General features: G+C 34.8%; 10 protein-coding genes. 2 read left to right on the top strand and 8 right to left on the bottom strand.

Going from position 1 to position 14278, the window contains the following annotated elements:
• Positions 1–9: 9 nt before the first annotated feature.
• The 4 genes from G7050_RS10030 to G7050_RS10015 form a co-directional block, all read right to left on the bottom strand.
• Positions 10–609: a DUF3575 domain-containing protein gene (locus G7050_RS10030; RefSeq protein WP_166114736.1), complete on the bottom strand. Its 600-nt coding sequence runs from the start codon at positions 607–609 to the stop codon at positions 10–12.
• A gap of 35 nt (positions 610–644) precedes the next feature.
• Positions 645–1655, bottom strand: a complete 1011-nt coding sequence (locus G7050_RS10025) for a hypothetical protein (protein ID WP_166114733.1) — start codon at positions 1653–1655, stop codon at positions 645–647.
• Positions 1656–1756: 101 nt separating this feature from the next.
• Positions 1757–2995, bottom strand: a complete 1239-nt coding sequence (locus G7050_RS10020; RefSeq protein ID WP_166114731.1) for a hypothetical protein — start codon at positions 2993–2995, stop codon at positions 1757–1759.
• Positions 2996–3051: 56 nt separating this feature from the next.
• The gene (locus G7050_RS10015) at positions 3052–3489 is read right to left on the bottom strand and encodes a DUF3868 domain-containing protein (protein WP_166114729.1); all 438 of its coding nucleotides are present in this window, start codon (positions 3487–3489) and stop codon (positions 3052–3054) included.
• Positions 3490–3760: 271 nt separating this feature from the next.
• On the opposite strand from G7050_RS10015, the gene G7050_RS10010 reads away from it, so the two are divergent.
• On the top strand, positions 3761–4603 hold the full coding sequence (locus G7050_RS10010) for a helix-turn-helix transcriptional regulator (protein ID WP_166114725.1): 843 nt from the start codon (positions 3761–3763) through the stop codon (positions 4601–4603).
• 751 nt (positions 4604–5354) lie between these two features.
• Here G7050_RS10010 and G7050_RS10005 read toward each other — a convergent pair.
• The 3 genes from G7050_RS10005 to G7050_RS09995 form a co-directional block, all read right to left on the bottom strand.
• Positions 5355–6362 carry a hypothetical protein gene (locus G7050_RS10005; RefSeq protein WP_166114723.1) on the bottom strand — a complete coding sequence of 336 codons (1008 nt, stop codon included), beginning with the start codon at positions 6360–6362 and terminating at the stop codon, positions 5355–5357.
• Between the two features lie 306 nt (positions 6363–6668).
• Complete coding sequence (locus G7050_RS10000) at positions 6669–7631, bottom strand: hypothetical protein (RefSeq protein ID WP_166114720.1); 963 nt, start codon at positions 7629–7631, stop codon at positions 6669–6671.
• Between the two features lie 85 nt (positions 7632–7716).
• A complete protein-coding gene (locus G7050_RS09995) occupies positions 7717–8976 on the bottom strand; it encodes a site-specific integrase (RefSeq protein WP_166114717.1) in 1260 nt (419 codons plus the stop codon).
• Between the two features lie 543 nt (positions 8977–9519).
• On the opposite strand from G7050_RS09995, the gene G7050_RS09990 reads away from it, so the two are divergent.
• Positions 9520–11445 (top strand): sialate O-acetylesterase, encoded by a 1926-nt coding sequence (locus G7050_RS09990; RefSeq protein WP_166114714.1) that lies wholly within the window; start codon positions 9520–9522, stop codon positions 11443–11445.
• Between the two features lie 76 nt (positions 11446–11521).
• Here the strand turns inward: G7050_RS09990 and G7050_RS09985 are convergent, their stop codons facing one another.
• On the bottom strand, positions 11522–14224 hold the full coding sequence (locus G7050_RS09985) for a cation-transporting P-type ATPase (RefSeq protein ID WP_166114711.1): 2703 nt from the start codon (positions 14222–14224) through the stop codon (positions 11522–11524).
• Positions 14225–14278 lie beyond the last annotated feature (54 nt).

The following is a 14278-nucleotide window of genomic DNA, read 5'->3' as shown; positions in this document are numbered from 1 at the left end:
TTTTTGATATTATCTGAATATGTTATAAACTAGATGAACCCCAAATTTTGTAGGTCCGATATAAGCTTTTGTCTTTTTTCGTTCTATTGGATAATGAGCAAATTCTCCTCCTAATTCGTGTTTGTCGTATTGCATATGAGCATAGCCTAATCCAAGATTAACCTCTAATCTAAACCGGCTGGACAAATAAAATTTATATCCGGTCGAAAGTCCGGCTGAGACTCCCCATCCTTTTCTTCGGTAACTGGTTTTATCCTCGTCACTATTCTTCAGTCCAATATTAAAATTACCATACATAGCATAAGGCCCCACATAGAAACCATCCCATAGGTCATTGGTATAATAATATTTAGGATTAATGTAATATCTCACATCGACACTCCCGATAAGAGATCTGAAAACCTCTTCGTCCTTTTTAAAGAGATAGGGAGCCCATAGAATATCCCCATTTACAGTCAGCTGTTTTCCAACAGACCATTCTACTCCAATATTGGGAGTTCCTGTAAGTATTAAAGGGATATTTGTCTTTAGAGCTTGCGCCTGAGACGAAGGGCAATAGAAAAAACATAGTGCTAGGCAAACTAATATGTGTTGTAGAAAGCGTTTCATCTGATTAATTATATTTATTGATATTCAAATTCATCTTATACTTCTGTACCTCCACCACCGGGTGTGTTATCTTTTCCGGCTTCAATTATGGGATTCCAATCGAGTAAATCTTTTAATGTGAGCACTTTTACATTTTTGCCATCAATAGTTACCATAATAGTCTCTGCCATATGTAATACTTGAGGTTGATGATTGTCATCTGTAACTTCAACATGAAGAAAGTCTATAGGTTGATTATTAGCATCAAAAAATGTCAACTTAAAATTGATGGGCTCTGAAGAATTTCCTTCAGCCGAAAGATCAGGAGATGGTAAGTAATAATTCTCAAATCCAAATTCGAAATCCAAATAAGGACTTTCATATAATTTAGCAGTCAATAGCATCTTATCATTTGCATTACTGCGGGAGGAGCGAGTGTTGATAGAATCGGAGATCTGAGACAGATATTGGAATGTACCAATACCTGAAGCTAAAACCTCAACCTTCTTTATATTATTAAGTGTCAGTTTCGAATTAAAGACCTCTAGATTCTTTATAGCAAAACAAATACGTCCGACATATTTATGTTCGAACCAGGCTGTATCTGTAACTAATGGACCTGGAATACGAATAAGTGGTGATACATATTCCGATAAAATAACGGGAGGCTCTTTATAGTAACCATCCTCTGATTTTTGCAAAGTAAATTTTGCAGTATTGTAAGATTGTATTTCGGAAAAATCGACTCCGTCAATATTTGAAAAACAGTGAACAGGATGCATTCCCGGAAAAAGTTTGAAATGGAAGTTTCCCACCATAGTTCTTGCATTGTCCTCAAAAGGATGTAAAGAATAACGATCTTTTTCCAGATCTGTATTGTAAATGAAGATTCTGACATCATCCACTTTATACGTCTCTGTTCTTCTATTTACATCAGCTTTAGGTACATATACCACATAATTTGTTTCATCTTCAAAATAATCATAGGTGCAAGACGAGAGTAAACAAAGGCATATCAAAACAGATGACAAACAAAGTCTTATAGTATATTTATGTATATTATTCATTGCTCTTCACTTTGGTAGAATAAACTTTTTTAGTTATCTTTTGCGTAGTACCTTTAATAGCACTACGCAAAAGGGATAACCTGATAATGAATTTTATTTTATTAAATTTCTTTGTCTGTTCTTTGAATAGTAGCATTCCAGTTTTCGGGAGCACTAACTTTAATATCTAATCCTCCTACTTCTTTAATCTCTGGCCATACATCTGTACCTCTTGATTTAATAGTCAGATTTACTTCACGGATATTATTTTCAAGGAATACTTCGTTAACAATACCGCTCCAATAGATAGGTCTAGCTGTTGCTAAAGTAGTACCATTATCAAGCACATAACCTGCAGGTGCATAAGCACTAACTATTATAGAAAATTTACGAGATTGAGAGGCATCGGCAGAAGCTGCTTTACCTTCAGCTTTTGTAGCATTTGGTAATACAAGTACATCTTGCCAAAGAGTGAAATCAGAATCAATAACAACAGGGTTAGTGTGAGTTGTTGCTGTTGGATTAGTTGTTTTGAAAGTAGAAACTCCACTTGCTCCAACGATAATTCTGTTAGCATCAGATGCAGCATTAATACCTCCTGCGAATGAACCTACTTTAACTCCAAATGCAACAGGTATGTTTTGAACTGCCACTAAGTTTGTAGCCTGAGCAAAATCAACTACTTTACCTGCCTCATTTAAGAAATCAGCTTTTTTGTTGATACGGAAACGCATCATCGATACCTCACGCTTCAACAATAGAGGTGTAGCTGTTAGATCTTTAGTTTGTCCTGTAGCAATAACAACTCCTGCTTGATAAGCCATGAATACTTCTGGTGCAGAATAAAAAGGAAGTCTAGCAGCAGGAACTGTGTGACCAGCTGGGAAAGCTGTCATCTTTTTCAAGTCCATCACTACAGCAGTGTTTAACTTTTTAGTACGAACAGTATAATCTCCAAGTTCAGCAATTGTACCCCAATTATCTACAGAAGTAGCAACATTAGTTTTAACACTGTTTCTTATATTTGCAACAAGAGCTAAATCATAAGTACCACTAGGAATATCTAGAAAGTTAAATACTTTATCAGCTTTTGCTGCAGGATCTATTTCATACGAATAAGCAATCGTACCATCAGTAGGATTGTACAAGAACATACGTATTTTCTCTACATTATTCCACGTAGTGATAGGAATAGCTGTTGACGAAGCAGCAGCTTTAGTTGTCGCTCCTGCGACTTCTTCGAAATCAACTGCAAATCGAATTGAGCCGGAACTTCCTTCTGAATTTGTCACTTCATCATTGTTACATGACGAAAACATTATCGCAATAGCTGCTACTGCGCTAAAAAAAAATTTCTTCATTTTTGAAAACTTTAAATTATAAATAAATTAATGTGCTATAATTGGTTACGTTTTTTTTACTGAGTTTGTAGCTGTCCTGTTACATGGTCATAAAAGCCAATTGTAGCATCAGACATCCATCCTTTAATCGGAGTTTTGAGAGTATAAGAGAGAGAGACTGATTCGCCGTTTCTAGCCTCAATTACTTTATAGATATTATAATCAGCTTTAAATGATAATATCCATGGACATATCCTCCATTTGCGATAAGCCCTAAATCGCTCCTTCCCATAAATAATAATAGCCGGAAGCTCCTGATGATGGCAGTCATTAATCAACATGGGAGTAAACGTTAAAGATTGATTGGCTCCTACTGATAGGCACCTTATATCAAGGTCTAAGTCAATATGCATACGCCCGTTTTGTTCGATTAACGAGCTTTCACAGATTTCGATGGAACCTAAATCCAATGTGGAATTCCATAGAGAAAGTGTATAAATTAATGAACTAACCATAGGTGTGAAATTTACTTCAAATCAATATTATTAAATTCTATCACTTCTTAAGTGACGGATAAATAAATCGCAAAGAATATAAAACGCATATAAACAATAGATTATAGTGAATAAATATTATTTGTGAAATAAAAAACAACACATTAATCAAACATTCTGATGTAGTGATCTATAGACAAAATCCTTAATGTGCAGAAACAATGTACAATACTATTTAATTGGTTATTAAAAATAAAGACAACAATACTCAAACATTCCAAAACATTTAATAATGAACAAATTATTATATAAAGAAGAGCATCTTGCATGCTACAATTATCAAAAGGAAAATAAGGCGCCAATAGAAGGTTTAAGAATTAATGCGGCTAACATCTGGGAAAATATAGTCGAAGAAAGTAAAATTATATTTGTGATAGAAGGTCGTATTAATATCTCTTACGGAGAAATTACTGATCGAATAGTTGACTCAAAACAAATGTTTATTCTAAGACAGGGCTATCAGTACAAGGCTTACGTAGAAGAAGATACTTTCATAATGATCTTTCGCATTAGCTCCCAAATCAATTTTTGTGATCGGTTTTCGATACAACAACTTTACAAAAAAGAGTCTACAACAGAAGAGGAATTTAACTTATTGGAGGTAAACGACAGATTAAGAGGATTTCTTCATTGGACCTATGTTAATATATCAGATGGGATTAAATGTACTCATTTTTTCGACATTAAGAAACAGGAACTATTCTTCTTATTAAGAGCTTATTACTCTAAAGAAGATTTAGCTCTTCTATTTAGTTCTTTGCTTAATAATGATCAGATCTTTTCTAATTTCATCTATGATAATCATTATAAAGTTAAGAATATTCAGCAATTAGTTGCACTATCAAATTATAGCGTATCTGCTTTTAATAAACGCTTTAAGAAGAGTTTTGGTATATCTCCATATAAATGGATGAAAGATCAACGAGCAAAACGTATATTCCACGAAATAAATAATTACACAAAGAACTTTAAAGTTATTAGTGAAGAATATGGATTTTCCTCTCTCTCTCAATTTAATGATTTCTGCAAAGTTCATTTTGGACTTACTCCGGGAGAGATAAGAAAGAAAGACTAGTTGTTGTAATCAGTATTAAACATTTAGCTCATTCTAGAGAATTATTTATATAAACATTTATATATTAACACCTTAAAACCTGTTAAAGCTTTTTTTTCTAGAGCTAAAATGCTTAATAGTTTACATGAAAACTTATATTTTGTGTATAAATATCAAAATTGTGAATTAAACGAGCGAAAATTATAAATGGTGTTAGTCCAATTCGAACTAAGTTTGTGTCGATTTATTTTTCTAAGACTAAAAAGTTCTCCCCTATTCCGTCACTTAAGAAGTGATGGATAAATAAAAACATCAAAAACACCTATATATCAAACACTTAAAAAAATATCTTAAAGTGGTAAAATTTCTACTCTTTCAATAAGGTCAATAATTTTAGACCTAGATAAAAAACCTAGATTAAAAAAGTGAGAGCCTTCCTGAAAAGAGGAAAAATCTACCGGATGATATAAATGTTGCGATATTCTACTGCAAAAGTATGAGGAGTTTATTGATAAAAACGAATCAGATCATGGAACAAAAAACACTTAAAGTTTCTCTTTTCGACGAATAGCAACCAGCAAGTCTCGAAAAGAGGAATAATAAACTAACAAAACTCCATTTTCCCTGAATAGACACACATCATGGCAAATCAAAAAGTATTATGAAGAAAAAATGAGATTTTAGGGATATCGTTAAATATCAAAATAGTAAAGGGTAGTATGATAATAATCTGGGCTTTCAAATAGATGAATTCTTCAATCTAAATATATGCTTATAAGATAGTATTAATCGCCTCTTTTTGTTCGTTAAAGTACTCAGCCCTATGCACATCTCCACTTCGGGAAATCAATGTAGATGAACGCTTTAACGAATCCAACCAGTCTTTATGCACTTTGCAAACCTGATCTTTAAGAGAATGAATCGAACCAAAAGAAAATACACGCAAAATAGATAACTCGAAATCACTACATTCCAGATAAGTGTATGACGATTCAAAATTCATATTAGATAGATAGAAGAACACCTCTTTACCTCCATTCCAAATACCGGAAGCTGCAACCGACTCTAAATTGGTTAGAAGATCAATTAACTCAATCTTTATCTGCTGAACCTCAGCTTTTGTTAATAAATTCAGTCTCGAAAAGAAATCAACATCCCTAGCCAAAGAAACAAATATATTTCGAGCCAAAACAAAAGATGAGCTATCTATAAAACGACTTTCCTGAATAAATGATTTATGGATATCTGAGACTCTGGTAGGAAAAGAAAATTGAGAAAATTGTGTTGTGTTTTCAAATCCCTCCATTTGATAAAGCCATTTATACCAATAAAATTTAGATATCAAATCGTATTGTGTATAAAAAGAAAGCGGAATAACATTATATGCAGAATAGCACTTAGAGTTAGAATATAGTTGTAATCGACGAAAAGTCTGTATATAGTTATCAATAAATCGACAGTAATCATCCAGTATATCAGACTTTTGTATAAGGTTCAAATTAAAAATAGCCTTATCCTCACTCTTCATCCCAACAATATGATCTAATGAAATATTTAAATCCCTAGAGATGAGTGCCGACTCTTCAATATCAAAAGATACTGTACCTCTCAGACGGCGATAAACAGCTTCTTTACCTAATGATAATAAGTCCATCAGATATATCGCTACATTCGTTTTGTCAGGAAGTGCATCTTTAATGGCGCTTACTAAGTTTTCGCTGAATTTCTGATTCATGTTTTCAGATATAGGAAGAGAGGGTGCAACTTTATATATATGCATTTTGAAAGCTGTTGATACACCAACCAGCTTCAAAACACATTTAAAGTCAATTTTTCTTCTTTTATTTCCCCTTTTATTCTACAGCCACAAAGATATACGAAGTTAACTAATGGAAATCTCCCGTTTTGTGGAATTTTAAGAATTGAATGTTCTATTTTCAACATTCCTCAAAAAAAATGTCTCGAAAAGAGGAATAATATTATCCAAGAGAAACATTATTCCCTTATACATTACATTTAAAAAAACATCATAGGTCATTTCGAAGACGAATTTCGTAAAAGCAAAGCCAATGCATCATCATACGAATCATAAAATTGTATTTAACAACTCTCTTTGTTCGTTAAAATACTCAGCCCGATGTACATCTCCACTTCTAGAGATCAGTGTAGAAGATCTTTTGAGTGAATTTATCCATTCCTTATGCACTTTACAGACTTCTGGTTTTAGCGAATTAATTGAACCAAAAGAGAAAACCCTAAAAATAGACAATTCGAAATCACTACACTCCAAGTAGGTATAAGATGATTCAAAATCAATATTAGATAAATAAAAAGATATATTACTATTGACGTTCAAAGTACCAGCAGCCGTAATTGACTCTAAATTACAGATCATATCAATAAGCTCTTCTTTTATTTGCTGAGTTTCAATTTTAGTGAGAACATTTAATCTCGAAAAGAGAGCTATATCCTTAGCTAAAGAAGTAAACATATTTCTGGATAAAATACAAGAACCATTACGGATAAAGCGATTTTCATTCAAAAACTCTTCGTGAGTATCCAATACATTCTGAGGGATAACAAATTGAGCGAACTTTAATGTACTATCAAAACCTCTCATCTGATATGCCCATTTATACAAACAGAACTTAGATATCAAAGCATATTGAATATAAAACGGACAAGGGATAGAACTACAGGCTGATTGCCATTTAGAATCGGCATAGGGTTTAATCTTTCGTAATGCCTGTATATAAGTCCTCATAGATGCACAATAGTCATCCATCATATTGGGAGTCTGAATAAGATTAAGATTGAAGATTGCTTTCTCGGCGCTTCTCATACCAACAATCTGATCCAGAGATATATTAAGATCTTTTGAGATAAGTGCCGACTCTTCTATATTAAAAGATACAGTACCTCTCAAACGACGATATACAGCTTCTTTTCCCAAGGATAATAAATCCATCAGGTACAAAGCCACATTCGTTTTTTCAGGAAGTGCAATTTTAATGGCACTTACCAGATTTTCATTCAATTTTCGATTCATTACCTAGTGTTAAGTCTGCTTTACAATCCTATTTAGGTTTCACATAATTATTAGATTAATCCTCTTACAAAAAACCCGGTCAACTTTATCTTGAATTGCCTATCGAAGCCATTATCCGAGCATTTGCACGATCAAGAACAGAGCGTTCAAAAGATGCCAGATAAGTATAAGTTGTCTTTTCATTTGCATGCCCTAACCCTTCACTGATAACCCATAAGGGTAGATTTTCACTTTTTGCAATAGTAGCCCATGAATGTCGGGTAACATGTGTTGTCAGTTTCTTATTTACTTTAGCAAGTAGAGCTAATTTTTTTAAACGTAAATTTTGCAGACGAAGTGCGCTTTCATATTGTATCCGCGTAGATTTTGAATTATCCTTTATTATAGGAAATACATAAGGAGTCTCTTCAATTTGCGAAGAATAACGATCTATAATCTTCTGCATAGGAGGAGTAACCTTAACTTCAATCAATTGCCCTGTTTTTTTTCGAAAATAGGCAAGAACACCTTTCTCTATATTTTCTTTTCTTAAATAGGCCAAATCTACAAAAGGCATACCTCTCGCATAGAAACAAAATAAAAAAATATCTAGCGCAAAACGAAGTCCCGAGTTCGAGGTTCTATCTCCCAGAATATTTTTATTTTCAATAAAGATCAGATTGTTTAGAGAGTTTATCTCTTGTTTATTTAATGCTCGTTTACGAGTAATCTGAACCCCTGTATATACTTGACGAAAAGGATCTTCCACACATAACTCAATGCATCTATCACGTACGGCACGATAATAAATAGCACGCAGATTACGCATATAGAATGAAATTGTATTAAGACTTTTACCATCCTCCTTCAAAAAGGACTCATAATTTTTAATCAAGCGGGCATTAATATCTCCTAACGATAAATCTTTTCCTCCGTTATACTTTATCAACGACTTAACAGCAGAACGATACGCTTTCGCCGTACGCTCTTGTCCTCCAGAGTGTAACTTATCGGCTTGTTGCTCCATATACAAGCTCAGCAGATTGACTGTGTTTTTCAACCTATAACCTGCTAAAATATCCTCTAACGTATAAGAACCTTGATCATGCAGGCGGTTAATTGTCTGGACCAAAAATTCTTTATCAGACTGTATTTTATTATCGATTTCATGAAGATACTTTAACCTAAATGAATCAGCCCTGTCAAAATTGATACATCGATTCAAAGGATCCCATTCTTGAGGATAAAGGCGATATGGCATTGTTACAGTAGCTGATTTCCGTTCATGAATTACACGAACATATAAACTTCCTTCACAATGCGTACCTTTTGTAGACGCTCTGTAATTGAGAGTAAATGAGGACATATTACTATATATAAGTTATTATTTCTGCTTGAACAGGAGACATTTCGCCCAATACCAAATAAAAGAATACTTCATAGAAGTTATACTGTCGGTTATTCCACTTCAATTATAACAAAGCTAATGTTAAACCCATTTAGACCGGGAGAGTTAAATAGTTTTTAATTACTTCTTTATGAGCTTTTCTTGATTGATTTTCCTAAAATGAAAAGATATGTTTAGTGCAATACATAAATACTTTTCATTATATAAAGTGAGCAGCAAAGATACAATTGAGATTGAATATTATTATACTTTTAGACGACACCAAAACGTTAATTCGCAATCATGGAAAGATACAATTCTATTTATCAAATATATAGTAATCAAGAAAAACTCAAAATAATCAATAAAAAATAAAAAACGGCGGAAAATATCTTAAATTCACACTCCAATTTATCATATGGACAAACCAAACTATTAATATTTAATCGACACAAAATCTCAGTACGATATATTATATTTGTAAGTATCTAATAATTAAACATAATACTTAAACTATTATCGATGAAAAAGTACGCTTATCTGTTACTCCTTACGGTTCTTTTCACATCAGTACTACAGGCTGAAGTTAGATTGCCTCATATATTTTCGGATAATATGATCCTCCAAAGAGACAAAGTTCTAAAAATATGGGGATGGGCTGATAAAAATGAAAAAGTCAAAATAGAAATGCTAGGACAAATTAAAAATGCTAAAACCGATAAATCGGGTTATTGGTATGTAAATCTCGATCCGATCCCTTACGGAGGGCCTTACCAAATGAAAATACAAGGGGCTAACAATACGATAACCCTAAACAATATTCTAATTGGAGATATTTGGTTATGCAGTGGGCAATCTAATATGGAAATGCCTGTAAATGGTTGGGGACAAGTATACAACTACGAAAAAGAAATAAAAGACGCCGATTATCCTTTAATCAGAGCCTTTAATGTAGAAAAAGCCATGAGCATGACACCTAATTCTGATTTTGAAGGCAAATGGCAGGTTTGTTCGCCCGAAACGGTTTCTAATTTTTCGGCTACAGCTTATTTCTTTGCCCGTAAATTGAACAGAGAACTTAATATTCCTATCGGTATAATCAATTCATCGTGGGGAGGAACTGATATAGAAACATGGATAAGCTCGGATTCATTCAACAAGTTACCCGATAATTTCAAAGAGCGATACACTGACATGAAAGGCATAGACCTCGCTAAATTTGCACAGGAGAACGAAAGTAAAAAGAAAGACTATTTAACAGCCTTAGCAAACGATCCGGGTATAAAGGAAGAATGGTTTAAACCTTCATATGCAACTACAAATTGGGAAAAAATGCAGATACCACAAGAATGGGGACAAACAGAGCTTGCTTCGATAGACGGTATTGTGTGGTTCAGATACAACTTCACTTTACCCGAAACTGCTATTGGCAAAGCTGCGACAATACATCTGGGTCCTGTGGATGATGACGATGTTTCATGGATTAATGGCACTAAAATAGGAGAAACAGTGGGATATGGCATTCCTCGTATATATGATATCGAAAAAGGCGTGTTGGAAAATGGTATAAATACTTTAACCGTAAAAGTGGTAGATCATAGTGGAGGTGGTGGACTCTTCGGTTTGCCTGAAGATTTATATATAGAAGTAAACAGCATTAGATATCCTTTGGCGGGACAATGGGAATACAAACCATCGGTTACCAACAAAAAGTTCGGTTATATTGATTTCTCCCCCAATGCTTATCCATCCTTACTTTACAACGCAATGATAAACCCTATAACTCCCTTATCTATAAAAGGAGCGATATGGTATCAGGGCGAAAATAATGCCAATACCGCTTACAATTATCGTACCCTCTTCCCTACCCTTATCAACGACTGGAGAGGTAAATGGGGATATCAATTTCCTTTCTATTGGGTACAACTGGCTAATTATATGGCAAAAGATACTCAACCGGAGGATAGCAAATGGGCTGAATTACGTGAAGCTCAAGCCATGACTCTTTCGTTACCCAATACAGGTCAGGCAGTAATTACAGATATAGGTGATGGAGCTGATATCCATCCTCGCAACAAACAGGATGTAGGCTTGCGCTTAGCACTAATTGCTCTGAATAAAGATTATGGAAAGAGTGACATCGTTTATTCGGGACCGACATTCAAAAAAATGGAAATATCAGGAGATAAAGCAATCATCTATTTTGATAACATAGGGAAAGGATTATCTGTAAAAAGCAAATATGGATACATCGAAGGTTTTGCAATTGCGGGAGCTGATAATAAATTTGTATGGGCTAAAGCTTATTTAGATGGCGATAAAGTAATAGTGGCAAGTGATAAAATAACTAATCCGGCTGCTGTAAGATATTCATGGTCAAATAATCCGGACGTGAATCTGTTCAATAGCGAAGGATTACCCGCTGCACCATTCAGAACTGATAAGTAAAATCAAATTATTCGAAATAAAAAAGACCGATATATTATTTATATCGGTCTTTTTCATTTCTTGAAGATATATAATCTTATTTTAAGATCCTTCTTTTATCAATCTGTCTCATTACAGCTTTTTCAATTTCTACAATAACAAATACTGCAAAGCCAAGAGTAAACGGATATATCCAATCCTCCAAAGTCAAAGGATTAGTGCCAAACACATCATTCATAAATGGCAGATAAGTAATACTTAACTGAAGAATTATCAATAAAGCTGATACTACAAATACGGCTTTGTTCGTAAAGAAATCTTTATTAAATGCAAAACCTCTAATGCTTCGGCTATTGAATAAGTGGAACATCTGAGCAATTACGATAGTCTGCAAAGTGATTGTCCTTACAATTTCCTCAGCAACACCGTGAGCTAACAAGTTTATAGTCATCCAAAGAGTTCCACCACCAATAAGAACCGATACAAACAATATTCGCCAAATAAAATATCCGCTTAACAAGGGCGTTTGAGGCGAACGTGGAGGACGCTTCATTGCTCCCGGCTCAATTCTCTCAAAGGCTAGTGCCAATGAAACGGTTACCGATGTTACCATATTAACCCACAGTATCTGAACGGGTGTCAAAGGCATCATTGTGCCAAATAAAATACTTGCAATAATAAGAAAGCTTTCCGCTCCATTAGTCGGCAAGATAAATAAGATAGTTTTTTTCAAATTATCATATACCCTTCGTCCTTCCTCAACTGCAGCCACTATCGTACTGAAATTATCGTCTGCCAACACCATTTCCGAAGCATCCTTGGTCACCTCCGTACCTTTGATCCCCATGGCAATACCAACATCAGCTTTTTTCAGGGCAGGTGCATCATTCACCCCATCACCCGTCATAGCACAAATAGTACCTCTGGCCTGTAAAGCTTTTACCAATTTCAATTTATGTTCGGGACTTGTACGGGCAAAAATATCGTATTCCTGAGCGGCAACTTCAAGTTCGGCATCGCTCATTTTTTCAAGGTCTTTTCCTTGTAAAGCTTTAGTACCATCGCCAATACCCATCTCTTTTCCGATAGTTTTTGCTGTATCAACATGGTCACCTGTAATCATTTTGACGGTAATTCCTGCTTCGGCACACAATCGGATAGCTTCTACTGCTTCTTCACGTGGAGGGTCTATAATTCCGGCAAGACCAAGAAAAACAATACCATCGTGAATATCTTCGTGTTCGATATCAGTTACACTCTTATCTACTATTTTGTAGGCTGCACCGATAATACGCTGACCTTTTTGAGCTAGCTCCGTAATCTTACTCTCCCAATAACGGCGATCAAAATTTTGCTCTCCGGCTTTAGACTTTTCTTTTTCAGCCATATCCAGTAGCCTGTCGGGAGCACCTTTAATATAGATAATATTGTGATCAGCATTCTCAATAAGGGTAGCCATATATTTATATTCCGAATCGAAAGGAATAGTTGACTTTCGTTCAACGGGACTATGATCAACATCTGCTTTTTGGTATAGAGTTATTAAAGCTCCTTCAGTAGGATCTCCTTTTACAAACCAATGATCGTGTTCGTCTTTTCCTAAAGATGCCTCATTGCAAATATTGAAACAGTTGATCAGTTCTTCCAATATAGGCTCGGAATTAAAATCAACCTTTTTACCATTACTCAATACATCTCCTGTTGGAGCATAACCGGTACCTGTAACGGTAAATTGACCATCGCGTATATCAACAGTTTTTACAGTCATTTCATTTTTAGTAAGTGTACCTGTTTTATCTGAACAAATAACAGATACTGCTCCTAATGTTTCTACCGACGGGAGTGTACGGACAATTGCATTTCGTCGAGCCATATTCTGAACTCCGATTGCCAAAATAATCGAAAGTATGGCAGGCAAACCTTCGGGAATAGCTGCTACTGCAAGCCCGATAACCGACATAAGCAATTCGCCTGAATCGTAATGGCGGAAGAAATACCCGAACAAATAAATTACAAATGCAATGCCGACAATTATTATAGATACCGATTTTCCAAACTTAGCTGTTTGTTTAAGCAAAGGAGTTGTAATCTCCTCAACCTCGGACATCATCTCATTGATTTTACCTATTTCAGTATCTTTTCCTATGGCTATTACAACGCCTACGCCTGTACCTGCACTAACGGTAGTACTCGAAAAGGCCATATTGATTCTATCTCCCAACATGGTATCAAGAGGTAAAGCTCCAACTTTCTTCTCCGAAGGAACAGATTCTCCCGTCAAAGGAGATTCTTCTATTTTTAAATTATCGGCTCTCAACAAACGCAAATCGGCAGGAACTTTATCTCCGGGACTTAACAAAACGATGTCACCCACTGTCAAATGAGAAGCATCAATTTCGGTTCTTACTCCGTTTCTTATTACCTGTGCTTTAAGAGATAGCATCTTTTTGATATCCTCTAATGCTTTCTCGGCTTTATTCTCCTGAAAATATCCGATTGATGCATTCACAATAGCAACCAGCAAAATAACTGCAGTATCAACATAGTGCCCCAATACGGCAGTAACTATTGCTGCGACAAAAAGCACATATATCAATATATCATTAAAATGCTTCAGAAAACGAATTAATTTGCTTTCTCTTTTCTTATCGGGAAGTACATTTTCGCCAAATTGTTGTAGTCGTTGGGTAGCCTCACTGTCTGATAATCCGGCAGCAATATCCGATTCCAAGGAGTCTATAACATCAGCACTTTCGGCAGAATACCATTCTCTTTTAGTATGAATATAATCTTTCCTCATAAAATAGGTTGTTTCAATATGAAACAATAAAAATTACCTATTGTTTATTACTCC

It is taken from the genome of Dysgonomonas sp. HDW5A (assembly GCF_011299555.1).
Lineage (GTDB): Bacteria > Bacteroidota > Bacteroidia > Bacteroidales > Dysgonomonadaceae > Dysgonomonas_A.
Note: the sequence above shows the minus strand (reverse complement) of the source record. Positions and strands in the feature narration are given on the sequence as shown.

Coding starts and splice junctions, on each gene's coding strand:
- G7050_RS09995 (WP_166114717.1), bottom strand. CDS start 8,976: ATGTCCTCATTTACTCTCAATTACAGAGCGTCTACAAAAGGTACGCAT.
- G7050_RS10020 (WP_166114731.1), bottom strand. CDS start 2,995: ATGAAGAAATTTTTTTTTAGCGCAGTAGCAGCTATTGCGATAATGTTT.
- G7050_RS10015 (WP_166114729.1), bottom strand. CDS start 3,489: ATGGTTAGTTCATTAATTTATACACTTTCTCTATGGAATTCCACATTG.
- G7050_RS10005 (WP_166114723.1), bottom strand. CDS start 6,362: ATGCATATATATAAAGTTGCACCCTCTCTTCCTATATCTGAAAACATG.
- G7050_RS10025 (WP_166114733.1), bottom strand. CDS start 1,655: ATGAATAATATACATAAATATACTATAAGACTTTGTTTGTCATCTGTT.
- G7050_RS10000 (WP_166114720.1), bottom strand. CDS start 7,631: ATGAATCGAAAATTGAATGAAAATCTGGTAAGTGCCATTAAAATTGCA.
- G7050_RS10010 (WP_166114725.1), top strand. CDS start 3,761: ATGAACAAATTATTATATAAAGAAGAGCATCTTGCATGCTACAATTAT.
- G7050_RS10030 (WP_166114736.1), bottom strand. CDS start 609: ATGAAACGCTTTCTACAACACATATTAGTTTGCCTAGCACTATGTTTT.
- G7050_RS09985 (WP_166114711.1), bottom strand. CDS start 14,224: ATGAGGAAAGATTATATTCATACTAAAAGAGAATGGTATTCTGCCGAA.
- G7050_RS09990 (WP_166114714.1), top strand. CDS start 9,520: ATGAAAAAGTACGCTTATCTGTTACTCCTTACGGTTCTTTTCACATCA.